At 58.2% G+C, this 24,514-nt stretch carries 23 protein-coding genes, 1 tRNA gene and 2 pseudogenes; 18 read left to right on the top strand and 8 right to left on the bottom strand.

Features of this window, described 5'->3' with window-relative positions:
• Positions 1 to 54 precede the first annotated feature (54 nt).
• The 3 genes from BBBR_RS01035 to BBBR_RS01045 all read left to right on the top strand — a co-directional run bounded on the left by BBBR_RS01035 (position 55) and on the right by BBBR_RS01045 (position 3,054).
• Positions 55 to 807: a type 1 glutamine amidotransferase gene (locus tag BBBR_RS01035; protein ID WP_003828103.1), complete on the top strand. Its 753-nt coding sequence runs from the start codon at positions 55 to 57 to the stop codon at positions 805 to 807.
• Between the two features lie 148 nt (positions 808 to 955).
• The gene (locus BBBR_RS01040) at positions 956 to 1,237 is read left to right on the top strand and encodes a phasin family protein (RefSeq protein ID WP_003828104.1); all 282 of its coding nucleotides are present in this window, start codon (positions 956 to 958) and stop codon (positions 1,235 to 1,237) included.
• The gene (locus BBBR_RS01045) at positions 1,234 to 3,054 is read left to right on the top strand and encodes an ABC1 kinase family protein (protein ID WP_003828105.1); all 1,821 of its coding nucleotides are present in this window, start codon (positions 1,234 to 1,236) and stop codon (positions 3,052 to 3,054) included. The genes BBBR_RS01040 and BBBR_RS01045 overlap by 4 nt, the downstream gene beginning before the upstream one ends.
• 123 nt (positions 3,055 to 3,177) lie before the next feature.
• Here BBBR_RS01045 and BBBR_RS11300 read toward each other — a convergent pair.
• Positions 3,178 to 3,322: pseudogene (locus BBBR_RS11300) on the bottom strand (LacI family DNA-binding transcriptional regulator); the annotation flags it as partial.
• Between the two features lie 254 nt (positions 3,323 to 3,576).
• Between BBBR_RS11300 and BBBR_RS01055 the strand changes: the two are divergent.
• Together BBBR_RS01055 and BBBR_RS01060 are read left to right on the top strand one after the other, a co-directional pair.
• Positions 3,577 to 5,541 (top strand): annotated as a pseudogene (locus BBBR_RS01055) (glycoside hydrolase family 127 protein).
• 114 nt (positions 5,542 to 5,655) lie between these two features.
• Positions 5,656 to 6,543, top strand: a complete 888-nt coding sequence (locus tag BBBR_RS01060; RefSeq protein ID WP_003828108.1) for a YggS family pyridoxal phosphate-dependent enzyme — start codon at positions 5,656 to 5,658, stop codon at positions 6,541 to 6,543.
• A 288-nt stretch (positions 6,544 to 6,831) separates the two neighbouring features.
• Here BBBR_RS01060 and BBBR_RS01065 read toward each other — a convergent pair whose 3' ends face one another.
• A complete protein-coding gene (locus tag BBBR_RS01065) occupies positions 6,832 to 7,845 on the bottom strand; it encodes a ribose-phosphate diphosphokinase (protein ID WP_003828109.1) in 1,014 nt (337 codons plus the stop codon).
• 258 nt (positions 7,846 to 8,103) lie between these two features.
• Between BBBR_RS01065 and rpsF the strand changes: the two genes are divergently transcribed.
• The 5 genes from rpsF (at position 8,104) to BBBR_RS01090 (ending at position 10,161) form a co-directional block, all read left to right on the top strand.
• A complete protein-coding gene (gene rpsF, locus BBBR_RS01070) occupies positions 8,104 to 8,394 on the top strand; it encodes a 30S ribosomal protein S6 (RefSeq protein ID WP_003828111.1) in 291 nt (96 codons plus the stop codon).
• Between the two features lie 48 nt (positions 8,395 to 8,442).
• Entirely contained in the window at positions 8,443 to 9,087 is a 645-nt protein-coding gene (locus BBBR_RS01075; RefSeq protein WP_003828112.1) for a single-stranded DNA-binding protein, read from the top strand.
• Between the two features lie 57 nt (positions 9,088 to 9,144).
• The gene (rpsR, locus tag BBBR_RS01080; protein ID WP_003828113.1) at positions 9,145 to 9,393 is read left to right on the top strand and encodes a 30S ribosomal protein S18; all 249 of its coding nucleotides are present in this window, start codon (positions 9,145 to 9,147) and stop codon (positions 9,391 to 9,393) included.
• A gap of 19 nt (positions 9,394 to 9,412) precedes the next feature.
• Positions 9,413 to 9,859, top strand: a complete 447-nt coding sequence (gene rplI, locus BBBR_RS01085; protein ID WP_003828114.1) for a 50S ribosomal protein L9 — start codon at positions 9,413 to 9,415, stop codon at positions 9,857 to 9,859.
• A gap of 228 nt (positions 9,860 to 10,087) precedes the next feature.
• A tRNA-Lys gene (locus tag BBBR_RS01090) sits at positions 10,088 to 10,161 on the top strand.
• Between the two features lie 466 nt (positions 10,162 to 10,627).
• Here the strand turns inward: BBBR_RS01090 and BBBR_RS01100 are convergent.
• Complete coding sequence (locus BBBR_RS01100) at positions 10,628 to 11,794, bottom strand: IS256-like element ISBibr1 family transposase (protein WP_003828117.1); 1,167 nt, start codon at positions 11,792 to 11,794, stop codon at positions 10,628 to 10,630.
• 225 nt (positions 11,795 to 12,019) lie between these two features.
• Here BBBR_RS01100 and BBBR_RS01105 point away from each other — a divergent pair, with 225 nt between their 5' ends.
• Positions 12,020 to 12,256, top strand: coding sequence for a transposase (locus BBBR_RS01105; RefSeq protein ID WP_003828118.1), 237 nt, complete (start codon positions 12,020 to 12,022; stop codon positions 12,254 to 12,256).
• A gap of 47 nt (positions 12,257 to 12,303) precedes the next feature.
• On the opposite strand, the gene BBBR_RS01110 is transcribed toward BBBR_RS01105, so the two are convergent.
• Together BBBR_RS01110 and BBBR_RS01115 are read right to left on the bottom strand one after the other, a co-directional pair.
• Positions 12,304 to 12,996 (bottom strand): hypothetical protein, encoded by a 693-nt coding sequence (locus BBBR_RS01110; RefSeq protein WP_003828119.1) that lies wholly within the window; start codon positions 12,994 to 12,996, stop codon positions 12,304 to 12,306.
• A 25-nt stretch (positions 12,997 to 13,021) separates the two neighbouring features.
• Positions 13,022 to 13,726: an ABC transporter ATP-binding protein gene (locus tag BBBR_RS01115; RefSeq protein ID WP_003828120.1), complete on the bottom strand. Its 705-nt coding sequence runs from the start codon at positions 13,724 to 13,726 to the stop codon at positions 13,022 to 13,024.
• A gap of 584 nt (positions 13,727 to 14,310) precedes the next feature.
• On the opposite strand from BBBR_RS01115, the gene BBBR_RS01120 reads away from it, so the two are divergent.
• The 6 genes from BBBR_RS01120 to BBBR_RS01145 all read left to right on the top strand — a co-directional run bounded on the left by BBBR_RS01120 (position 14,311) and on the right by BBBR_RS01145 (position 19,647).
• Positions 14,311 to 14,913, top strand: coding sequence for a response regulator (locus tag BBBR_RS01120; RefSeq protein ID WP_003828121.1), 603 nt, complete (start codon positions 14,311 to 14,313; stop codon positions 14,911 to 14,913).
• A gap of 11 nt (positions 14,914 to 14,924) precedes the next feature.
• Positions 14,925 to 16,091: a sensor histidine kinase gene (locus BBBR_RS01125; RefSeq protein ID WP_015438334.1), complete on the top strand. Its 1,167-nt coding sequence runs from the start codon at positions 14,925 to 14,927 to the stop codon at positions 16,089 to 16,091.
• Positions 16,092 to 16,728: 637 nt separating this feature from the next.
• Complete coding sequence (locus tag BBBR_RS01130) at positions 16,729 to 16,950, top strand: transposase (RefSeq protein ID WP_003828126.1); 222 nt, start codon at positions 16,729 to 16,731, stop codon at positions 16,948 to 16,950.
• Between the two features lie 717 nt (positions 16,951 to 17,667).
• On the top strand, positions 17,668 to 18,789 hold the full coding sequence (locus BBBR_RS01135; RefSeq protein ID WP_225851409.1) for an MFS transporter: 1,122 nt from the start codon (positions 17,668 to 17,670) through the stop codon (positions 18,787 to 18,789).
• A 165-nt stretch (positions 18,790 to 18,954) separates the two neighbouring features.
• Positions 18,955 to 19,266 (top strand): hypothetical protein, encoded by a 312-nt coding sequence (locus BBBR_RS01140; protein WP_003828131.1) that lies wholly within the window; start codon positions 18,955 to 18,957, stop codon positions 19,264 to 19,266.
• Positions 19,267 to 19,281: 15 nt separating this feature from the next.
• Positions 19,282 to 19,647 carry a hypothetical protein gene (locus tag BBBR_RS01145; protein ID WP_003828132.1) on the top strand — a complete coding sequence of 122 codons (366 nt, stop codon included), beginning with the start codon at positions 19,282 to 19,284 and terminating at the stop codon, positions 19,645 to 19,647.
• 46 nt (positions 19,648 to 19,693) lie between these two features.
• Here BBBR_RS01145 and BBBR_RS11190 read toward each other — a convergent pair whose 3' ends face one another.
• On the bottom strand, positions 19,694 to 19,855 hold the full coding sequence (locus BBBR_RS11190; protein ID WP_074525445.1) for a tyrosine-type recombinase/integrase: 162 nt from the start codon (positions 19,853 to 19,855) through the stop codon (positions 19,694 to 19,696).
• A 33-nt stretch (positions 19,856 to 19,888) separates the two neighbouring features.
• Positions 19,889 to 20,566, bottom strand: a complete 678-nt coding sequence (locus BBBR_RS01155; RefSeq protein WP_003828134.1) for a tyrosine-type recombinase/integrase — start codon at positions 20,564 to 20,566, stop codon at positions 19,889 to 19,891.
• Between the two features lie 443 nt (positions 20,567 to 21,009).
• Between BBBR_RS01155 and BBBR_RS01160 the strand changes: the two genes are divergently transcribed.
• Positions 21,010 to 21,744, top strand: a complete 735-nt coding sequence (locus BBBR_RS01160; RefSeq protein ID WP_003828135.1) for an MIP/aquaporin family protein — start codon at positions 21,010 to 21,012, stop codon at positions 21,742 to 21,744.
• Between the two features lie 83 nt (positions 21,745 to 21,827).
• Here the strand turns inward: BBBR_RS01160 and BBBR_RS01165 are convergent, their stop codons facing one another.
• Entirely contained in the window at positions 21,828 to 24,464 is a 2,637-nt protein-coding gene (locus tag BBBR_RS01165; protein WP_003828136.1) for an HAD-IC family P-type ATPase, read from the bottom strand.
• Positions 24,465 to 24,514 lie beyond the last annotated feature (50 nt).

Here is a 24,514-nt window from a genome sequence, read left to right on the forward strand (position 1 = left end):
GATCGGGAACTCTCCACTTCCCACCGGCGGGGATATCGACAAGGAGAACGTGACATGAGCAAGATAATCGACATCATGTCCCTGTACCCGAAGGACATGAACATCTACGGTGACTCGGGCAATGTGCTGACTGTCAGCCGTCGACTGAGCCTGTATGGTTATGAGCCGGTTATTCACCAATACAATCAGGGTGATGACTGGCCGGAGCATGTCGATCTCATTCTGGGCGGTGGTGGTCAGGACACCGGTCAAAAGAAGATTATTGATGACTTCTACATGCGTGCCGACCTGCTGCGCTCGCTGGCCGCAGACGGTACCCCTATGCTTATGATTTGCGGCCTGTACCAGCTGTTCGGCGAATACTTCGAAACCGTGGACGGTACCCGACTGGACGGCATCGGCGTCATCGGTGCCTACACCGTAGGCCAGGACGTGCGCATGATTGGCAATCTGGTTGAGCACTCTGATCAATTCGGCGATGTGATTGGTTACGAAAACCACTCCGGCCAGACATTCCTGCGCGACGGCGTACAGCCGCTCGGCATGGTCGATCAGGATGGCCGTGGCAACAACGGCGAAGACCATACCGAGGGCGCGCGCGTGCACAACGTGATCGGCACCTACATGCACGGCTCGTTGCTGCCTAAAAACCCCGCCATCAGCGATTTCCTTATCGAAACCGCCGTGACTCGTCGTTACGGTACGTTCGATACGTCCGATCAGACCCCCGAACAGGCCAAGGAACTCGCCCGGCTCGATCAAGTGGCCACCAACGCGCGCAAGGCTGCCGCCGAACGTCCTCGGTGAATTCTCGGTGAGTCCTCGGTAAGTACCAATCAGCGAAAAACCAGCCGAAATCAGTCTGAGGGTCTAGTACATTGCCCTGCTTTTTGCGCTAGGCTTGGTGGTACGAGACATGGCACCAGGCCATGTCGGACCTCGAAGGAGGGGTATCATGGCTGATTTTGATTTGGGCGATGGCCTGCGCAAGGTCCTGCTGGCGGGCATCGGTGCCCTTGCCACCGGATACGAGAAGAGCAGCGAGCTTGTCGATGAGCTCGTCAAGAAGGGCGAGATCACCGTTGAGCAGGGCAAGGCCCTGAACACCGAGCTCAAGCGCAAGGTGAGCGAGACGGTGGATGACGTCAAGAAGGCCGCTGCCGAAGCCGGCGACAAAGCTGCTGCCGCAGCCGACACCAGCGCCGCCGACAAGCCCGCTGACGAGGGCAAGGAGTGACCAAGCCCACACGCACTACGCCGGAATCAGAGTCGACCCCGATTTCCAGCAGGGTCGACCCTATTCTGACGCCTGCGAAAGTCGAACGTGAGGCGGCAGCGAACCGATCCGCCGACACGTCGGACACGCTCAAGCGGACCGTTGACAAGGCGACCCCCAGCGTATCCGACGAAACGCTGGCATTGTTCGGACGCAGGAACGATTTCGCCACGCGCTACCATCTGACGCGCCGTGGCAAGATCAAACGACTCGGGCAGATCACCAGAATCGTCGAGCAATTTGACGTGCTGCACGGCCTGACTCCGGTCAAAATGCGCCTCATGTTCGAGGCGCTCGGCCCCACGTTCGTCAAAGTGGGCCAGATTCTGTCGATGCGCTCCGAGATTCTGCCGCAAAGCTTCTGCGACGAACTCGCCAAACTGCGCGCCGACGCCGACCCAATGCCGTATTCCACGGTGTTGGATGTGCTTGCCGCCGAATACGGGCGTCCCGCCGACGAGATGTTCGCGCATATCGACCCCAAGCCGTTGGGCTCTGCTTCACTGGCGCAAGTACATCGCGCCACGCTGAAAACCGGTGAAGATGTGGCCATTAAAGTGCAGCGCCCGGGTGTGCGCGAAATCATGGCCCAGGACGTCTCCATCATGCGCTCCATAGCCAAGGCCGCCACTAAGGTGATTCGCACCTCACAGATCGTGGACCTGAAGGGCGTGGTCGAGGAGCTGTGGGACACCTTCGAATCGGAGACTGACTTTCTGATCGAGGCCCGCAATCTCGCCGAATTCAAGCGTTTCGCCGCCCGATTCAAATACATGGACTGCCCGACGGTGTACGCCGAACTGTGCACCGAGCATGTGGTGGTCATGGAGTACATCGACGGCATCTCCGTCTCCCACCCGGGCCAGCTCATCGACGCCGGTTATGACTTGAAGGAGATCGGCACCAAGCTCGTCGACAATTACGCCACACAGATTCTCGACGACGGCTTCTTCCACGCCGACCCACATCCCGGCAATATCCTCATCCGGGGCGGCCAGATCGTACTTATCGACCTCGGTATGACCGGTCGGCTCGACCAGCGCACCCGTGCAGTCCTCAAAGAAATGATTTTCGCCGTCGCCAAACAGGATTCGCCCGCTCTGGCCGAGGGGCTGCTGCGATTTGCCGGCACCGAGGCCGATCCGGAGGACTATCCCGCGCTATTGGCCGATCTGGACGTGATCGTCAAGGAATTCGGCACCGTGGATCTGGCCGAACTGGACATTGCCGCTTTCCTGACCGCACTGACGCAGATGGCCGGCCGCCACAACATCGAGGTGCCCAGTACGGTGACCACCGTCGGCCGCGCGTTGGTTACGCTCGAAGGCTTACTGGACGAGTTCATTCCTGATGTGAATATGATCGAAATCATTTCCGACCATATCGCCACGTCGAAATCGCTGAAGAACGCCACCAAAGACGAGATCAAGTCGCTGGGCGTTGAGGGGCATCAGGCTTTGCATGCCACGCTCAGCACCATGACCGAACTCAAGACCGTGGCCCGTATGCTGACCCGTGGTCAGTTGCGTGTCAACATGGAACTGGTCGGCTCCGAAGAGCCGTTCCAGCTGCTTTCGGATATGGTGAATCGTCTGACGATGGCCCTGATTGTGGTCGGTTTGTTCGTTGGCTCGTCGATTGTCTACTACGCCGGCATGAAGCCGATTATCTTCGGCATTCCGGTCATCGGCTTCATGGGCTACGTCGTGGCCTTCGCCCTCGGCGTATGGATCGTCATCGACATCTACTTAAAGGGCCGCAAAACCAAGAAGCGGTAGGGTATCGATTGATATCAGTCCAGCGGGAGGGTGGATTCGCGCTGGATAAGGCGGCAGGGTACGTAGTCGACACCGTGATGCGGGTTGCCGTCGATGGCATCGACCAAGTATCATGCCGCACGCCGTCCGATGGAACGCGCTGCTTGGTTTCTTCGCTAATGCGGGGCTTGTTGTGCAGTGCCTTGGACGCAGTGGCCAAAGAGACTCCCGCCAAGGCGGCAACGTCTTCGAGCTGTGCCGCGCGTCCGGTCAATGTCTGGGCCATCATGCCTCGATTCCTCGTGTGATCAACGGTGCCCCGAGGCTGGCGTCGTGGTTCTCCTGATCCCCTGCGCCATCCTGTTCCTCGCCTTGCGGAAGTACTACGTCAAGGGCTTTATGGCTGGGAGCCCGGTGGGCTCCCAACAAGCTCCAGGCTGAGACGCGACAGCGTCGAAGCCAATATTGAGCCCGGCTGAAAGCCGGTCCTTAATTGCAGGGCCGGAGGCGGTGCAGTGAAGGGCCTTAAGAACAAGGACAATCATGAACGTTACAATCACTTCCCCGTTCTGGAAGCGGCGTCGCGACCAGATCGTCGAATCCGTCATCCCCTACCAGTGGTGAGTGATGAACGACGAAATCGACACCACAGTGCCCGACGACCCGGCCGGCAACCAGCTGGCTGACAACAAAAGCCACGCGGTCGCCAATCTGAAGGTTGTCGCCGGCGAATTGGACGACGAATTCCACGGCATGGTGTTCCAGGATTCCGACGTCTACAAGTGGCTTGAGGAAGCCGCTTATGCGCTGGCCTACCATCCGGATCCCGAACTCAAGGCGCTGTGCGATCGCACGGTCAATCTCATCGCCCGCGCTCAGCAGCCGGACGGCTACTTGGACACTCCGTATCAGGTCAAGTCCGGCGTATGGGCCGACCGCCCGCGCTTCAGCCTGATTCAGCAGAGCCACAAGATGTATGTGATGGGTCACTACATCGAGGCCGCCGTCGCCTACCATCAGGTGACCGGCAATGAGCAGGCCCTTGAGGTCGCCAAGAAGATGGCCGACTGTCTGGACGCCAACTTCGGCCCCGAAGAAGGCAAGATTCACGGTGCCGACGGCCACCCGGAGATTGAGCTCGCCCTCGCCAAGCTGTATGAGGAGCCCGGCGAGAAGCGTTACCTGACGCTTTCCCGGTACCTCATCGACGTGCGCGGCCAGGATCCGCAGTTCTACGCCAAGCAGCTCAAGGCGTTGAACGGCGACAACATCTTCCCTGACCTCGGCTTCTACAAGCCCACCTACTTCCAGGCTGCCGAACCCGTGCGCGACCAGCAGACCGCGGACGGCCACGCCGTGCGCGTCGGCTACCTGTGCACCGGCGTGGCCCATGTAGGTCGGTTGCTCGGCGATCAGGGGCTGATCGACACCGCCAAGCGTTTCTGGAAGAACATCGTCACCCGTCGTATGTATGTCACCGGTGCAATCGGTTCCACCCACGTGGGCGAGTCGTTCACCTACGACTACGATCTGCCGAACGACACGATGTACGGTGAGACCTGTGCTTCCGTGGCTATGAGCATGTTCGCCCAGCAGATGCTCGACCTCGAGCCCAAGGGCGAATATGCCGACGTGCTGGAGAAGAAACTGTTCAACGGTTCCATTGCCGGCATCTCGCTTGACGGCAAGCAGTACTACTACGTCAACGCGCTGGAGACCACGCCTGACGGACTGGCCAACCCGGATCGCCACCACGTGCTGTCCCACCGCGTCGACTGGTTCGGCTGCGCCTGCTGCCCGACCAATATCGCCCAACTCATCGCTTCCGTGGACCGCTACATCTACACCGAGCGCGACGGTGGCAAGACCGTGCTCAGTCACCAGTTCATCACCAATAAGGCCGAGTTCGCTTCCGGACTCACGGTTGAACAGCGTTCGGACTTCCCATGGAACGGTCACGTGGAATACACGGTGAGCCTGCCCGCCAGCGCTACGGACAGCTCGGTCCGATTCGGACTGCGTATCCCCGGTTGGTCCTTGGGCTCTTATGCACTGACCGTCAATGGCAAGTCTGCCGTGGCTCAGCCTGAAGATGGCTTTGTGTATCTGATGGTCAACGCGGGCGATACGTTGGAGCTTGATATGTCCGTCAAGTTCGTGCGTGCCAACTCCCGAGTGCGTTCCGACGCCGGCCAGGTGGCCGTCATGCGCGGCCTGCTGGTCTACTGCGTCGAGCAGGCCGACAACCCCGGTGATCTGTGGAACTACCGTTTGGCCGATGGTGTTGATGCCGCTGCCGCTAAGACCGAGTTCCAGTCTGATTTGCTGGGCGGTGTGGATACCGTCTCGTTGCCGGCTGTGCGTGAGCAGGCTGATAGCGATGACGCCGCGCTATATGTGTCCGCCGACGTTGCGCCAGCCACTGAAGCAGTCATACTGACACTGGTGCCGTACTACTCATGGGCCAACCGCGAGGTCGGCCAGATGAGGGTCTGGCTCAGACGATAATTCTTACCCCTCTATTCTTCTTCCATTGGGTGAGCCTCCCACTGCTGAACAGCGGCGGGAGGCTTTCTCATATGCGGGGTATGATGGGGTGTCGATTCACTGGGGAGAGCAATAATGACGGCATATATGGATCACAAGGACCTCGCCAACGAGGTCATCGATCAATCGCGTGCACAGGAGATCACGGACGGCGTGCATCGGGTGCTTGATCGTATCGCTGCGGCCGAATCCATGGCCGGGCGGGAAGCTGGTTCGGTGCAGCTCTTGGCCGCCACCAAAACGCGTGACGTTGGCGAGATCATGGCCGCGATTAGTGCCGGTATCCATCTCATCGGCGAGAATCGGCCGCAGGAGGTTACGGTCAAGGCTCCGGGATTGACGCGCTTGCTTTCGGAGCGTGGAATGTCGTTGGGCGTGATTGGCGGGGCTGGGGCTTTCAACGGCGCAGCGGCGTCTGGCGCTGCGAACGGCGTCGGTGATTCCGATTCGACTGGTGCATCGGCCAATGCCGCGAATCATATTTCGTTCCATCTCATCGGCCAATTGCAGGCCAATAAAATCGGCAAAGTGCTGCCGGTGGTGAACACCATCGAATCGGTGGATTCCATCGAACTGGCGGAGAAGATTGCGCGCCGCGCCACCATGCGCGGCATCACGGTCGGAGTGCTGCTGGAGGTCAACGAATCCGGCGAGGAATCCAAGTCGGGGTGTGCTCCGAGCCATGCCATCGATTTGGCGCAGCGTATCGGTGCCATGGGCGGCCTTGAATTGCAGGGACTGATGACCATCGGCGCCCATGTGGACGACGAACGTGCCATTCGTGCGGGCTTTGCGCATCTGCGCCGTACCCGTGACCAGATTCTGGCCTCCGGTGCAGAAGGCACTGCCAGCTGTAAGGAGCTTTCCATGGGCATGACCCACGATATGGCCTATGCCATCGAAGAGGGCTCCACCATCGTGCGCGTCGGCACCGCCATCTTCGGCGAACGCGCCTTTATCTGAGGTATTTAGTTTTATTTGTCTGTTAGCGACAGAATTTTAGGAAAGAATCGGCTTCGTCCTGAAATCCTGTCGCTGACTTCGTCTTAGTGACAGGATTTCCGGAAATGAGTCCACTCTTCCTGAAATCCTGTCGCTCAGTTGTGCTCAGTGACAGGATTTCAGGAAGAGTGGGCTCATTTCCTAAATTTCTGTCGCTAAGAGGAGCTGGTAATACAAATAAGGTGTCGCGATACATAGAAAAGGTCGTCGCAATCAAGTGACGACCTTATGAATATCGAAATAGAGCAATCACGCGTAGATATTGCGCGGACGCATGTCCTCGGGAAGCCCCTCCAGCAGAATCGCCACGGAACCTTCCTCGAACACGGAACGGATACCGGCGGCCAGCAGAGGCGCGCAAGACAGCACGGTCATATTCGGCAGACGCTTTTCCTCGGGAATCGGCACGGTATCCATGAACACGATTTCATGAGCGCCGCAACGAGACAGCCGTTCCACAGCCGGGCCGGAGAGCAAGCCATGGGTGGCGACCAGCGTCACCGACTTGGCGCCGGATTCGTTCAGGGTGCGCACGGCCTCGCAAATAGTGCCGGCGGTGTCGACCATATCGTCGATCACCACACAATCGCGACCGTCGACATCACCGATGATGCCGTGTGCCTCGGCGTGGTTCGGACGGGTGATGTCGCGCTGCTTATGGATAAAGGCCAGCGGCAGGTTGCCCAACTTGGCGGCCCACTGCTCGGACACCTTGATACGGCCGGCATCAGGGGAGACGATGGTGGTGTTGTTCAGGTCAATGGCGGAACGTACATAGTCAAGCAGCACCGGCATGGCGGTCAGATGGTCGACCGGGCCATCGAAGAAGCCCTGCTCTTGGGCGGCATGCAGATCAACCGTCATAATGCGGTCAGCGCCGGCGGAACGGAACAGGTCAAAAATCAGGCGAGCGGTGATGGGCTCGCGGCCGCGGTGCTTCTTGTCTTGACGAGAATAGCCAAGGAACGGGGCCACCACGGTAATCGACTTGGCGGAGGCGCGCTTCAAAGCGTCGATCATGATGAGCTGTTCCATGATCCACTTGTTGATATCGCCCGAATGGCACTGCAGCACGAACACGTCCGCACCGCGCACCGGCTCGGTGAACCGCACGTACATCTCACCGTTGGCAAAGTCGTAAGCGGTGGTCTCGAGAACCTCAGTGCCCAGGCATTCGGCCACTTTCTCGGCCAGCTCGGGGTAGGCGCGGCCCGTGACCAAAACGAGTCGTTTATCCGGAGTGCCTTCAAGAATTGCCGACATGCTTTCGCATCCTTTTGTGTTGCAGTGTTTTTAGCCTTAACCAGTGTACTAGCACCCCACCGCAGCGCGTGCCGTGAAGTGGGGCTGTGTTGTAAGAGTGCTGCAATCGTTGATGAACATGCGGCACTGTCTCGCCCTGACCATAGGATAGGCAAGTTGCTCACAGGGTGGAGTGCATCTGCATCACCCTATGATTAACACGCATACACACTCCTGCCACGGAACGTCCGTGGCCGAATAGTCCGAAGGAGGTGGGTGATGTCTGCGCACAAGTACGAACTGATGTTCATCGCCGATCCTGAGCTGGATGAGCGCGGTCTGAAGAAGCTGACCGAGCAGTATCTGGAACTCGTCACCAAGGAAGGCGGTTCTTTCGATGAGCCCGATTACTGGGGCCGTCGCAAGCTCGCCTATGAGATTGCCGGTAAGACTGAAGGCAACTACGTCGTGGTGAAGTACACCGCCGAGCCCGCTACCAGCGATGAGCTTGACCGTGTTCTTAACCTCAACGAATCCGTGATCCGTACGAAGATTCTTCGTAAGGGCTGAATTAAGCGTTAAGTCAGCTGAATAGCTGGTAAGTAAGAAGGCAATGGCATGGCAGGCGAAACGATTATTACCGTAGTCGGTAACCTTACCCGCGATCCTGAGCTGCGTACTATTGGCAGCGGTTCCACTGTGGTGAACTTCACCATTGCGGCTTCCACTCGTCAGTACAACCGCAACACGAATCAGTGGGAGGACGGCGATACGCTGTTCATGAACTGCTCGGCTTGGGATGGTCGTACTTCGTCGTTGGCCTCCAACATCGCCAACAGTCTGTCCAAGGGCATGCGCGTTATCGCGCAGGGTCGCTTGACCCAGCGTTCCTACCAGGCCCAAGATGGTACCCAGCGCACGGTTGTTGAGCTGCGAGTCGATGAAATCGGCCCGTCTCTGACTCGTGCCACTGCACAGGTGACCCGTCAGGCTAGCCAGGGCGGCTTCCAGGGTCGTTCCAACGGCGGCTTCCAAGGTGGCCAGCAGCCCGGTCAGGGCTACGGCAACCAGGGTGGCTATCAGGGCGGTTATCAGGGTGGCGCTGGATATTCCCAGCAGTCTGCCCCGTCCAACCCGGCCGCACAGTCCGCTCCGGCAACTGATCCGTGGAGCAACGCCGGCTCCTCTGATTCCGGCAGCTTCTCCACGTTCGGCGCTTCCTCCGATTTCGGTGGCGGTGACGATTCCGATCCGGAGTTCTGATCGATACTTACCCGCTGATTAGCAGCAATCAATATCAAGATTTACAAGGAGAACATCATGTCACGTAAGAGGCCGCAACCGCCGGTCAAGCCGTTCAAGAAGAAGCCGAACCCCTTGAAGGCCGCCAAGATCACCGAGATCGATTACAAGGACGTTGCGCTGCTGCGCAAGTTCATCTCCGATCGCGGCAAGATCCGTTCCCGTCGTATCACCGGTGTGACCGTTCAGGAGCAGCGCGAACTCTCGAAGGCTATCAAGAACGCCCGCGAGATGGCTCTGCTGCCGTACGCCACCTCGGGTCGCTGAGTTAGGGAGGCTTTGAACAATGGCTGAAACTAAGGTTATTCTTACCCAGACCGTGGCCAACCTGGGCCACTCCGGTGACGTCGTCGACGTCAAGTCCGGTTACGCTCGCAACTACCTGTTCCCGCAGGGCCTGGCTTTCGCCTGGACCAAGGGTGCTGAGGCTCAGATTACCGCTATGAAGCGCGCTCGTCTGGCCAAGGCCGTTGCTACCCGTGAGGAAGCTATTGCCGCCAAGGACGCTATCGAGGGCACTACCGTCGAGATCGCCGCCAAGGTGTCCGAGTCCGGCAAGCTGTTCGGTGGTATTTCCAACGAGGCTATCGCCATCGCTCTGTCCGACAAGGCTCCGGTGAACCCGAAGTCCATCGAGGTCGAGACCATCAAGACCACCGGCGATTTCCCCGCCAAGGTGGCCCTCCACCCGGAGATTACCGCTTCCTTCTTCGTGAAGGTAGTGGCCGAGTGAGCTATTCCGGCCTTGCGCTGGAATCTTTCAGACTGACAGTCTGAGCTTAAGCATTGAACCCCGTGCGGCGATTGCCGTGCGGGGTTTTTCGTGAATTGCGGCAAGTTTTTTCGATGGTGTGCTGATTGATAATCGGCTCGTCTACACGCGACACGCCGAAGCTTGCGAGAGTCTCAGATTTGAGTATATTTATCACCTGTTGCATGAAACACTGCAGCGACTAACCAAGCCCCTGTAGCTCAGTTGGTTAGAGCAGCTGACTCTTAATCAGCGTGTCCAGGGTTCGAATCCCTGCGGGGGCACAGTTCGGAAGGCTCCGGTCGATTATCGGCCGGGGTCTTTTTGTTTTCCGGCTTAATTCTGCTGATGAAATCCTCATCCTGGCGATAGTAGGTATCGTCGGTCAGATCGCTAATGGTTACGCCGAGTTCTGGCCTATAGGAACTTTTGTGGTGCTTTAGGTTTGTCCTATCTCCGTTCTGAGTGGCGGCCGCGTCCTGTTCTCGTGTGGCGTTTGTTCCTGTGACGGGCACTGTGACGAGCGGGGCGTTTGCCGATCTCAAGGAGTCGGAGAACGAACAGCAGCAATCCCGCAACGGAGGAGACGAGCGGCAGCCAGTGTCCGTCGGCAGAACCGCTGCCGAGCGCCTCTACGAGGTCGGACAAGATCTGGATGAATTGCAATATGGTTTCAATGATTTGGGCCATGCCGGCGTCTATGCGTCCGGAGCGCACGTGGTACCGGCCCAAATGCATGGAGACCGGCGGTCAGTCGTCGGACCGCCACGAGACGTGGGCATGGAACTCGTCCCAGCTGATTCCGGTGCCATATCTCGGTGCGCCGGTGCCGGCACCGGTCTCCTCCTCGACCGGTGACGGCCTTGCCGGTCTCCAGTGCCCGGCCCTGATCAATGAGCCGGGGGCGGGATTCCCGCTTTTCATGTAGCACACCCATTCGCAGGCTCGCCTCATATGTTCCTCGGGCAGCCCGTGGTGGTCGAGGAGCACGTGCTTGAGCGGCGAGTTGACGCCGCCCTCCAACCGGTTCGTGGTGCGCGCCACCGGGCCGGCGGCCGTGAGTTTGGGTTCGAGGAACGCGAACAGCTTGCCCTCGCGGAACAGTCTCTCCAGCCGCCGGTAGCAGCGGCGCAGCTCCTGGTGGGTCCACCACCACTCCTGTTTGGACGCCTTCGGGTTGGCGGGGTCGTCCTTCGCGAAGGTGCGTTCGGCTATGAACTCTCTCCAACGGATGTGCCATGCGTTGAGCGCCTCGCCCCACCTGGCCGCCGCCTCGGCGTCACGGATCTTGGTGAGCCCGTCGGAGAGCTTCTTGAGCTCCTTGCCGGCCTCCAGCCTGGGCTTCGAGGTCAGGTCCGTCCTCGTGTTGCGCTGCACGTGCACCAGGCACCGCTGGATGCGGGCGGCCGGCCAGGCCTCGTTGCAGGCGCTTTCCGCGCCGCGCAGCCCGTCCGTGATCAGCACGTCGGGCGCGGGGATGCGCGAGAACAACGCCATGTACGCGGCCTTCGACCCGTTCGAGCACCACTGGAAGCCCAGCACCTCGCCGCTCTCGCCGTCGATGGCTATGACCAGGCACCAGCCGTGGTTCATGTACGTGCCGTCCGCCATCACCGTATGATGTTTCACCATCGGCGGTGGGATCACGGGCCGGACGTTCCAGCACCACGCGGTGCGCTTGCGCAGGGCCCGCGAATCGCCGTTCGCGTCGCACGCGGACTGGGAGGCACGGCCGAGCAGCCAGCCGAGGAAGGCGTCGAGCTGCCGGGCCCGTCCAGCATTCTCCTGCGGCATCGTCGAACTCAACGAGCAGGCCGCGCACTTCCAGCGCTGCACCCCCTTCGCGGTCCGACCGTTCTTCTTCATCGGCCGGCCGCACACCGGGCATTTCTTCGCCTTGGCGGACTTCGTTCTCATGCGTCCAGCCCACCACCGGAACGCCCCTATTTTCCCGCCGGGAAAAACGACACCCCGACACGCCTAATCCCACAAGGCCAAAGCCAGGTTATAAGCACCACAAAAGTTCCTATAGGCCCGAGTTCTTTAGCGGCGAGATACATCTTCTACAGTCGAATTTCTGATCCCCCGTTGAGCCGTTGGCGGCACCGGGATCTCGGCTGCTGGAGGGTGGGGCCGGCCGCCATGATGCCGCGCGTCGACTGCCCCATGTGCGGCGTGGTCGTCGCATCGGCGCCGGGGGGCGGAGCCCGGCGGCCGGTTCACCCGGGCTGTTCGAACGCGGGGCTCGAGGCGTTCAACAACGGGATCAAGGTCGCCATCCGCATGGCCTACGGCTTCCACCACGTCACCAACCTCATCGGCCTGGTCATGCTCAGATGCGGCGGACTCGACATCCGACTGCCACAACCCGCAATCTAACCCACGAAAACAGCATAAGCCTTACTTTTTCTGGGGATGTGCATTGGTCAAATTACGTCTTCTTTCGTGATATGTCGAGCTTTGTTGATTGTTGCGCAGAGCGCCGTAATCGCAAAAACGAGGCAGGTTCCGATTTCGATGACAACCGTCCAGCCTTTGGCGTCGCTGTTGGCAAAGCCGTTGGCGGCTATGGAGCCGAGGATGATTGCCGCTACGATTGCGGTGACGCCCGAGCCTCGCAGCAGTCCAATCAGCCCGCTGATGACGCTTACGCTGGCGGATAGTATGGCAACGCCGAGAGCTTCGACCATCATGCTTGCCAATGCGGGGAGACGGGAACCGTCTCCGGTCAATAGTGCGTAGGGAATCAGGGGCGCCGACATGCCTGCCCATGTGGCGAGGAACGTGCCGGACCAGATCATCGCGTTTTTCACCAAGAACAATGGGGCTCTGCCGCAGGGCCATGCATAGGTGATTACGCGGCCCGTGCCGGAGTAGGCCGGAATGATGATACGGGCGTAGTGGGCAGTTGAGGCGATGGAGCAGCCGGCGGTGGCGACCGCGCAGGTCACGGCCACCGTTAAGTCGGAAACCAGGAAACCGAGATGATCGACTCGGGCGATACCCACGATCCTGAAGAACAGCAGCGACAGCGAGCTGCCGATAAGAGTGGCGGCCAGTAGAAACAGGTAGAACCTATACGAGGTGTATTGTCGTTCGATGCGGTAGACATCCAGCATGGGACATGCTCCTTGGTTGTTTGTGTTAGTCCTGAGTGTGGCGGAAATAGTAGGATTCCAGATCGCTGATGTCGCTCATGGCATGTTGCGCTTTGACGGAACCGTGATTGATGACGATGACCTGGTCTCCGATGGTTTCGAGTTGGGCGAGCATGTGCGCACTGATGATGGCCGTGACTCCTCGTTTGTTCTCTTCCCGGATGATGCGGCAAAACAGCTTCATACCCGTGGGGTCTAACCCGTTCATCGGCTCATCCAGGAGCAGGAGCGTGGGATGATGCGCCAGGGCCGTTGCCAGTGCAAGGCGCATGCGGTTGCCCATGGACAAGGTATCGGCCGGTAAATCCCCCATGGAGGCCAAGCCGACCCGTTCCATTGTTTCGTCGGGGGACCAGTCGCATCGCATGAACGCTAGATGCTTGTGGAGGATGGCCCGTACGCTCATGCCTCGCTCGAAGACGGGAATGCCGATCAGCATGCCGACCTGTCTCAATAGCATGTCGCGGTTCTCGGGGTTCATGATACGGCCGCGGATATTAGTTTCACCTTGGTCGGGGGCGATCAGACCACCCAAGGTTTTGAGCAGCGTGGTCTTACCGGCCCCGTTCGGGCCGATCAGGGCGATGGTTTCTCCGGGATACGCGCTGAATGATATGTCGTTCAGGACCGGTTTTCCGCCGATAGTTTTCGACACCCTGTTGCAGTAGAGAGTCGCCGATAGCGATTTCATTTCATCTCCTTTTGGATGACCCCGCAAGACAGCCCACCTCCTTATCGCTTTAGGAGGGCAAACTCTGACAGTTCCCTGTCTTTGCTTGGCTCCCCGGACTGTTGATCCCGTTCATTTGTACGGGCATTCGTTAGATTACGAAGGGTTTCGCCATGGACCAAGGTCTCATCCTCGAAAATGAGGATTATCTGGCGCGGTCAGGCTGTCGCCACACCCCTTTCAGGGGCCGACGTAGATTCTCTGGGCCTGAGATAACAAGGGAATCGGTTGTCATCGGAGCGAAATCAGACTGCTGTGTTTCCGGGTTGCATCTGAGGTCAACGTGTCTTGCGTCACATCTTTCCTGCGCCAACTTCAGCGCATGCGTCGATTCCCGGATGGGAACTGTGCCGCGAAACCTGGACCGTATCTTCAGCATCGTGGAGGCAATCACCATGGAGGACTATCTCCATTGCCACTAAGCGGCTATAGTGGAGAGACGGCATGTGTCATATGCGTGTCAGACTTCCGCCGACCCGTGGAACGTTCGTTCCCGTTTGCCACGTTTAGGGGGACTCGTGAAACCTTTGCCGACGCTCCTGATCATGGACAACGACCGGCTGGCATTGCGATTGCTTTCAGCCAGTCTCAAACGTCTACTTCCCGGCTGCACGGTTCTTGCCCCAGTCGATACCGGCACCGAAGCCATATCCATCTGTTCTTCGCACCGCTGCCCGGATCTTCTGCTGGCCGATGTCTCCATGTCCGACATCAACGGATTAGTAGTGTGCCGGACGATCAGAAAAGAGAATTGGAAGACATCCGTACTGATGATGACATCGTTCAGCGTCGCCGAATATGCCGCTGAAGCGGTGGCTTCGGGCGCCCAGGGAATCATACATAAGGACAATCCGAAAACAATCGCCGAGGCTTTGCTGCAGATCAGGGAAAGGGGAGTCTGTTCTGATTGTTTCCTGAATGCCCACGATTCGTTTTTGCGACTGAAGTCGGCAAAGAACAAGGATCTGTCCCCTCGTGAAATGGAAATCGTTGATCGATGGTCGCGAGGGAGATCGATGTCCGATATAGCGGAGGAGTTATCGATCGGTCAGACCACGGTGCGCACCCATCTTGAACATGCCGCGTCCAAGCTGGGGGTAGCGAACAACCGTGCATTGATTTCCGCTTGGATGCATCTTAATCGTTGATGAGGATTTCCATGAATATGGCGTTTACGTTTCCGTCAAAAATAATTCGACACTATGTGGCACATCCCTGTTTGTCCCTTCTGTCGCTGCTGGGGCTGTCTCTTGCCCTGATGGAGATAATCCAAATCGGTCCCATGCCTCTTCTGCCGGCAATGCTCTATGGAGTGCTTGCGGTTTCCTTTGTCCTTCTCCCCGTCATCAACGACCAAACATGCTGGGCCATCATTGTTGCAGGTTCCGCGATCTCCATCTCCCTCACTCAGGACAGTCCCTTCGTTGTCAGCGGCATGCTCATCGCTCTCGGCATTCTTGCGTTCTCCGGAACCGTGTCTGAATGGCTGATCGCAATGCTGATTTGTTCCTGTACGTATATAGCGCGAAGCGTTATGGTGGGAAACTTCAATGTTTTCGTTTCCGTGTCGGTCACGGTCATGTTCTTGGCCAGCTTGCTTGCCGGCAGATTGGTAGCGCTTCGCCAACAGGCTTTTATCAGAGAAGAGCAAAGGTTGAAATTGCAGCTTCAGCTTCAGCGGCTTGATTATATGAAGCAGAAGAATCGTCTTGCAATACAGATACATGATTCCTTGACCAATAATCTTTCGGATATCTCATTAATGGCTCGAATTCATATCGATGACAACATACCCGACGGCGATGATTGGGCAATCGTTCTTGAACATAGCCAAGAGGCGTTCACGCAAGTGCACGACATCATAGACATCCTTTCCTCGGAAGACAAGGATGCGAAATCAGAAACGACATTCATGGTTGAACTGCGTAATCTGTTGGATGAAAGATGCAGCCATCTTCATGCGCTGGGTTATGAAGGGGATGCGACCATCGAGGGATTTTGCATTAAAACTACGCAGGAAGAAAAGGAAGAAGTGCTATCTCTAATAAAAGAGATATGCAACAACATACAACGTCATAGCTTGCCGCACAATGGCTCGTTCGAGTTGATCGTCAGGCTGTCACCCTCGTCAATGGAAATTAACGAGATGAATGATATTACAGCCGGATCGTCGCTGGCTGCATTCGAACAATCGGGAAGGGGCCTTTCACTGCACTCAAAACGAATACAGGAACTGGGAGGCGAACTTAACTATAGAAGTGATGATGGATTGTGGGTGCTCTACGCCAAAATTCCGCTGAGTCATATGGAGACAACAAAAACTTGAAACCAAGTATAGCGAGAACTTTTAAAAAACAACAAATAATCTATCGTAGATTAATACTCCAGTATTACGAATACAACAATCAAAACGCGGAAATATCATTTTATTCTATTTCCATCGCAGGCCGATAATTGCTGAGACTGCAGTGCCTCCTCTATGGACGTGGGTGGATAGGATACTGTCGTTGATCAATGACGAGGGGATATGCCGGCTGGTTTCCTCACCATCGTGCATCCTCTGATGGCCGAGCCCCAATGACCACATCGTCTGTCCCATGAAAATGACGATGTCGCTCTTGGCGGATTCGACCACATGAGTTGCCGTGCCCAACCCGTTAAACACCTCAGCAGCAATCGAAACCTTCGCTCTCGTCCGTTCACGGCGTTTTTTGCATGGTGACGTTCCGATCACTGTAGCGGTGAGAATAATCGCGCGTGCATAGGGAAAATCACCGGAAACGATATCGTCGTAGAACAGTTCCTGCGGCGCAAGACGATGTTTACCGGCATCCCGGGATTTCGAGGCGGAGTGCGCGTGGCTGATCGGTGGCTAACCAGAAGACCGTGAGTGGTCTCCCGCATATCGCATGGCGCGCCGCGGGCGACATCGCTCCGCAGGGTCCGGCCGGCCCAAGGCCGGAATGCCGTCGCTGTTCGACGGTCTCACGTCGATCGGCGTGGACGAGACCGGCCACGGGAAGGGCCACACGTGCATCACCGTGGTCGTCGACCACGAGCGAAGCCGAGGCATCTGGGCGCGCGACGGGCACGGCAAGGACGTGTTCGACCTGTTCCTCCGGCGATTGACGCCGGAGCGGCGCGCTCGGCAAGGTCCACAGACGCCTGTGGAACCAGTCAGCTAACCCACGAAAACAGCAGAAGCCTCAAAAAGAACCGAAAACGACCGTTTACGGTCATAGCTGGAGCACCTTTTATATTTTGTTTTTCATGGCCGTTCCATCCGATACCTATACCAACGCGGCGCGGTCCGCGGCCACGCTATCATTCGATTAGGCGAACGGCCACAGGGGAAAACAATGAATTGGTGGCCTTTGGCCGCTCCGCACGGTGGAATCCGCTAGCTTTGCTGACTCATTCCTCTAGCGAAAGAGACTTTGGGAAACGGCCGTAGCCCTTCGACGACAGCCAACTGCTCGATACGACGTGGCCGAAGATTGAGGTCGATACCGATACGGTTGATGGTCCTGGGCTTCCGCAGCGGTATGATCTGCCCGCCGAAGCATGGGGGCGAGTCAAGGCTAACAACCCTGCCACGCTCGGAGGTCACAAAGCTGCACATTATGGCTTGGTCGGGATACACCATGCTGCTATGCCAAGTATCTGGTCACCAGGGTGGACACCACCCCAATAATGCCCGCAACGGCCGAAATACCATCGACATAAGAAAACTATGAGATCTATCACAATCAACTGTTACATCCGCAATTATGGTCACTTGGCGAGTATCATGAAACCGTCTGCAACGGAGGTGGGCAGTGATTCAGCGCTATAGTCAAGGGATGTCAGCAAGAAGAATCTTCCCCATATTGCTGATTGCGGAAGGATTATGCCTATCGGGCATGAGCGTGGATCTGACAATCACCTCACTGGCCGGTTCATCCCTCGCGCCAGCACCATGGATGGCAACATTCCCGATAGCGTGCATATTCATCGGTACGGTGATCGGCACACCGGCAATGGGACGCTTGGTGGGGCGATTCGGCTATCGGCAAGTATTCGTCTTCGGCGCCCTTCTGGCCGTCTTGGGTGGAATATCCTCAGCCACGGCTTTGCGATTCCACCAGTTCCCATTGCTCTGTATAGGGACGTTCTGTGTGGGCATATACCAGTCGGGGACGAACTACTACCGGTATGCCGCAGCCGATTCCATGCCCGGCAAAGAAAGCAAGGCAATCAACGGAATCCTATCGGCAGGAGCCATAGCAAGCATCATCGGCCCGGTTCTGGCGACATTCTTCGGCACTGCGACCAACATCGAATACGAGGGATCATATTACGTCGTCAGCGTGCTCGCCGCCTGCGCGGTAATCGTGCTGCTGGCGCTCCCGAAAATTCAGTCGCCAACTCCCGCGCATATGCGCGACAAAGCTACCGCGAGCACAACCCCCAATTATCCGGCATTGCTGACCCGACCCCGGTTCGTGCTGGGCGCGACCATCAGCTTCGTCGCATCATTCGTCATGGTGCTCGTGATGAGCGGCGCACCCATAGTCTTGGAGAGCACGTTCTCCCAAAACGCGCAAACCAGAATGGTCGCCATGCAACTGCACATGGTCGGCATGTACCTGCCAACCCTGTTCGCCATCTTCATTTTCCACAAGAAAAACAGCGAGATGGCGCAGGCGTTGACGGGGTTGATCGTCGGCATGCTCGGCACAGTCGTCGCACTCGCCGCGTCGGCTTCGTATGCCGTTACTCTGGATCTGCTGCTGATCGGAATATCCTGGTCGCTGTGCTACGCCGCAGGCAGCGCCCTGTTGACAAAATCCTATGCGGAGTCGGAACGTTCGTGGGCGCGAGGCGTCGGCGAACTCGCTCCCGTATTGGGGCAGGTGCTGGGAAGTGTGCTCGCTGGCGTGCTGCTGGCCGCGGGGTGGAAAACCGTATTCGTCACCGTGCTGGCGATGATCGTATGCGCGCTCATCGCCATGGCGGGATATCGCAATAAAATCAAGTCATAAGCGCAAATGACATGTCCTTAGACGACATAGCCTGTTTTGCTGTAGCTGGTATTGCTGTCTATTTAGAAGTGCAACGCCCTTGTTCGTTGGTTAATTCTAGCAGTTCGTCGGCGAATGCCTCGGCCGCCCGATTCGCAAACCAATTAATTGTGGTACAATTAAATCATGGCAATTAGGTTCGACCCGAAATCCGCTTACAAGCATTTCGAAGAGGACCGTCTGAGCGAAGAGCAGATCAAGCAGTCGATGCGACAACCGGTATGGTTCGCATTAATCGACCCTAATGACGTGGAGGTTCCGCCTCCGGCAGCCGATGTGACATCACCTGTGGTGCTCATGATCTGCAAAAGGCATCCCGGCGCGTTGGACGACGACCTCATCGAATTGCTGATAACCATGGACGGCCGGGACAAGCTCGTATTTCATGCGGAGCGTCTGACCGACAAGTGGCGCACGTACTGGCTGAAATGGCGATGACGAAAGGAGAAGCGCATGACTGCCAAGAAATATCTCGACGCTCTGGCCGATGAAAACGGACCGGCTCCCTCGAACCCGCCCATCGCGGCTTTCTCAGGGAAAGAGGCGGCGGACTTCGCCGCGATGCTGATGGACGATTCCGTTCCTGCAGCCGACATGTTCGCGGCCATGAAGACGGCTGGCCGTCGCGGTCGCCCCGCCGCGCAAGAGAAACGGGAGAAAAGCGTACAGGAACGGTTCCGCCTCCCCGAATCATGGAGCTCCTACATCGACCACGCCGCCAAGCGTGACGGCTTCGCCAACAAAAGCGACTACCTCCGCTCACTGGTCATGGCCGACGCCGAAGCACACCACGAAGAGCGGCGACTCCAATTGGCCTAATCCATCACGACAAAAAGAGTGCCACCTGAATCAGGCGGCACTCTGTTCAGTTGGAGACATCCTGCGGGCGGCGCGCTCTCACCTTGCGTGCGATGAAGGTGAGATCCGAGGACGGCACAAAGATGTAGCTTTGGGTCGTGACCGATGACTCATGACCCAACAGCTCCTGCACGGCACGAATGTCATTCCCGGATTCCTCGTAGGTGATGCGTCCATACCGTCGGCGGAATGAATGGGTCGGTCAACCAGTCGTGCGCTTGATGACCCGATAGGCGTGATCGACGCAGCAGTGTCCATCGACCTTGCCCGGAAACAACCAGCCTTCGCCGGCCGTACTCCTTATTTCCTGTGCCAAATCATTGGAGATTGGCACGATGCGGGTTTTCCCTCCCTTGCCGTGAACCAGCAGGTGGTAGATCGACTCTCCCGCATGAACCGATTCGATGACGTCCGGCCCTTTGACTTTGCTGATTTCCTCTCGTCTCAGTCCCGCCTCGGCGTCCAGTCTGACCATCAGCCGTGCCTTGAGGTTTTCAGCCCAGACACCTGCGGCAACGGCGCTCTCCGGTGCAGGTTGCTTGGTCGGTTTCTTCGGCCGCTTGATGGGAGGCAGCGATGCGACAGGATTATTCTTCATCTTATTTGAGCGTACCGCCCATTTGTAAAACTCATTGATGCTCGCTCTCCTCCCGGCTTTGGCGCTTGCATCGAGATCCGACTCGGTCAACCAGGATTGAACATCGACGGGCGATACCTGTCGCGGCGGTTTTGAGCAGACCCGTGCAAAATCAGTGACGCGGTACCAATAGGATTCGACGGTTCGTTCTGTCAAACAACGTGCCTGCATATCCAGCACCCACTCGTCTATGAGTTTCGTCCATGATGCAGGCGGTTGCCGATGCGATGTGAACATTGCCATGTGGCCTCCCTTTGTTGCACAACAAAACCGGGTCGCAGGCCGCGACCCGGTAAGACCAAGAAAGATGAATCAACTGGGAGATTTATCTAGTCGTGTTGCTTGGTTGAGCGGGACAGCATTACGCGGAGACAAAGGGATAAAAGCATTAGACGCACGTACGGGGTGGGGTTGATCGTCGGCTGTGAATCAGCGTGTCCAGGGTTCGAATCCCTGCGGGGCACAGACAACCGGAATCGAAAGGTTCCGGTTTTTTGTTTTCCGGCAACCGGCAACCCTATGGGCGCGTTGGCGCGGTTCGTCGTGGGGCGAAGTGTAGAATCGCCACGTTTGCTTTCGCGCCCAGCGAACAACCGTCGCCGGCTCCGCGAACGGATTTCCAATCACACAGAATGCCGTGAACAGTCAGCCATGCCTGCTGCGCGGCGAAGAGAAAAGAAGAAGCAGTGGAATACTCCCTCTATACCAAGCTGGCCGCCGAGTTCTTCGGCACCGCCATCCTGATGATCTTCGGCAACGGTTCCGTGGCCAATGTCGAACTCAAGAACACCAAGGGCCACCACGCCGGCTGGCTGAACATCGCCATGGGCTATGGCTTCGGCGTCATGTTCCCGGTGCTCATGTTCGGTGGCGTATCCGGCGCTCATATCAACCCGGCCATGACCATCGCCCAGGCCGTCAACGGCCTGTTCCCGTGGAGCGACGTGCTGCCGTACATCGTCGCTCAGCTGCTCGGCGCCCTGCTCGGCCAGTTCATCGTCTACCTGACCTACTACCCGCACTACAAGGAGACCGAGGACGCCGACGCCATCCTCGGCACCTTCTGCACCACCGACGCGGACAACCAGAAGGTCAACTACTTCCTCAACGAGATGTTCGGCACCCTGGTGCTCGTCTTCGGCGCCCTGTGCTGCCTGTCCCTGGCTTGGGGCAAGCAGGATTACGCCGCCGCCTCCATCGTCGTCGGCTTCATTGTGTGGGGCCTCGTGACCTCCATGGGTGGCCCGACCGGCCCTGGCCTGAACCCGGCCCGCGACCTCATGCCGCGTCTGCTGCACGCCATCCTGCCAATCCCGCACAAGGGCTCCTCCCGCTGGGGCGAGGCTTGGATCCCGGTTGTGGCCCCGATTGTCGGTGCCATTATCGGTGCTTGGCTGTACGTGTTCTTCTTCGCCAGCTGATTCGTTGATTGATTCATGCATGCAAATGGCCTCCGCTCGTTTTGGGCGGAGGCCATTGTCGTTGAATCAGGCAAACGCAGAGACTACTGCTCCAGGAACACCTGCGGGGCCTTCATGAAGTTCGTGGCACAGTGCTCACCGCAGAAGTAATAGGACTTGCCCTCATACTCGCGCGTGATCGCATCGGCGTTCACCGCCACGGTCATGCCGCACACCGGGTCGGTGGCGGTTTCGCCGCCCGCGGGGGCGTTGTGGTGCATGTGCATTCCCGTATCCATAGTGTTCTCCTTGTTGGTTGGATTATTGGATTGGTCAGATACGTGATTGGTGTGATTCAGCGTGGTGCGATCGTCGATGATGACGGTCGGCTCGTGAGGCGCGTTGGATGTGGTGGAGCCGGTGGCGTTGGCGGCATTGGCTGATTCGGCCGATCCGGCTGATTCGATACCCGCCGTGCTGCTGCCCGAGCCAGCGGTGCTATCGGCAGCACCCACGTTGATATTCGCCGCATGAAGACGATTGGCGTTCAGCACCAGGCACACCGAGCTCAACGCCATCGCCAGTCCCGCGATCATCGGGCTCAACAGCCATCCGGTGAACGGGTAAAGCACGCCGGCGGCAATCGGAATGCCGATGATGTTGTATCCGAATGCCCAGCCAAGATTCTCTCGGATATTGCGCATCGTGGCATTGGACAGATTGATGGTCCTGATGACGCCGCGCAGATCGCCGCTCATCAGCGTCACGTCTGCCGACTGCATCGCCACGTCGGTGCCGGTGCCGATGGCGATGCCGAGATCGGCCTGTGCCAGCGCCGGGGCGTCGTTGATGCCGTCACCCACCATCGCGATAAGATCGTGCGGCGCGCGGGAGGAGCCGGACGTGGCTGTGTTCTCATCACGCTCGCGCTGCAGTTTGGCGATCCAATAGGCCTTGCCATCCGGCTTGACCTCGCAGATCACCGTATCGATGCCGACCTCACGGGCGATGCGCCCTGCCACTTCGGCCTTGTCTCCTGAAAGCATCACCGTGCGTATGCCGCGTGCACGCAATGCTGCAATCGCTTCCGGCGATCCTTCCTTAACGGTGTCCTGCTCGTAGCTCGGTTTGTTCCAATCGGCGGTCGCATCCACCACGCCGCGCGTAATAGTGCCGGTCTTGTCGAAGACCACAGTGCCGATGCGCCGCGCCTGTTCCAGAGCTTTTGCACTGGTGACCAGCACGCCGTTGGTGGCGCCGAGCCCCAGAGACACAGTGACCGAGAGCGGGGTGGCAAGACCCAGAGCGCACGGGCAGGCGATAATGAGCACGCTGACTGCGGTGATCAGCGCGTGCGCCAGTTGCGGCGCAGGGCCAAGCGCAATCCATATGGCAAAGGTCCATATAGCGATGACCATCACTGCTGGCACGAAATACCTGGCGATTCTATCGGCCAGCTGCTGCACCGGAGCTTTGGTTGCCTGCGCGCGGGCCACCATCGCCGCGATTTGGGAGAGCACAGTATTGGCACCGACCTGAGTGGCTTGCATGACGAGGTCACCCTTGAGCAATACGGTTGCTCCGGTGACGGCCGCTCCGGTCGTTTTGGTGACGGGCTTGGATTCGCCGGTAATCATTGATTCATCGATACTCGCGTTGCCGGCCACGATGATGCCGTCTGTGGGCACGCGCTCGCCGTTCTTGACGACCAGCAGATCGCCGACGGCAATCGTATCGATGTCCATGTCCGTGAAATTCGCGGGATTGAGCCATTCCACGTTCTCTGGCGAAGCCGCATTCAGCTTATGCGCGTTGCGAGGCCGTAGCTTGATTAGTGATTGCACCGCCTTGCCGGTGCCTTCGCGGGCCTTGGTCTCCAGCAGTCGACCGACCAGTACCAGGGTGATGACCACGCCGACCGATTCAAAATACGGCTCGCGTGAACCTTCCGGAAATACCTGAGGGGCTACACAGGTCACCAGCGAATAGAGATAGGCGGCCGATGTGCCCAACGAGACGAGCGAATTCATGTCGGGGGAGCGGTGCGCCAGTGCGGGGAATCCGACCGCGTGGATCGGGTGGCCGCAGTAGAACATCACCGGTGTGATGAGAATGGCCTGCAGCCATGGATTCACCATCCAGTGCGGCACCAGCATCGGATTGGCCATGTGCAGCATGGTGACGATGAACACGGGGAGTGTCAGCACTGTGCCGATGGCCACTAATCGTGTCAACGATGTGATTTCCTTCGTGCGTTCCGCTGCCTCACGTCGTTCTGCTTCTGCGGAGTCCAACATCGGGGCTTCCGCTGATGCAGTGAGCGGGTGCAGTTTGTCCGTGCCTGCGCTGGCATTTCCTTCGACCTTCAGCAGGCCGTGCACCATGTTCATGCCGCAGGCAAATGGATATTCGCCGGCGGGCAATGCGGGCAATTCCACGTCGGTCACCGCATTGCCGGGCAGCATGGCATCGAGGCCGAGGTCGCCAAACACCACGTGAGAGGTGCATTCACCGGTCTCCTGCCGGTCGAATGTCAGTGTGATCGGTGTGCCCGCGCGCATACTCACCACGGCAGGGGAGTAGCCACCTTTGACGGTGATTGTTGCGGTCTGGCGCTTGCCGGAGACGTCCATGGCCCCGGATGCGGCCTTCTGCGCGCCGAAAAAGAACCTGAGCACCAGCCATGTCAAGGCGGCTGCCGCAATCAGCGCCGCGGCGGTCGAGAAAAGGTTGAACTCCATCACCGCTCCTTCCCATCAGTATTATACCGAGCAACAGTATATACCCTATA

The organism is Bifidobacterium breve DSM 20213 = JCM 1192, assembly GCF_001025175.1.
GTDB classification, from domain to species: domain Bacteria; phylum Actinomycetota; class Actinomycetes; order Actinomycetales; family Bifidobacteriaceae; genus Bifidobacterium; species Bifidobacterium breve.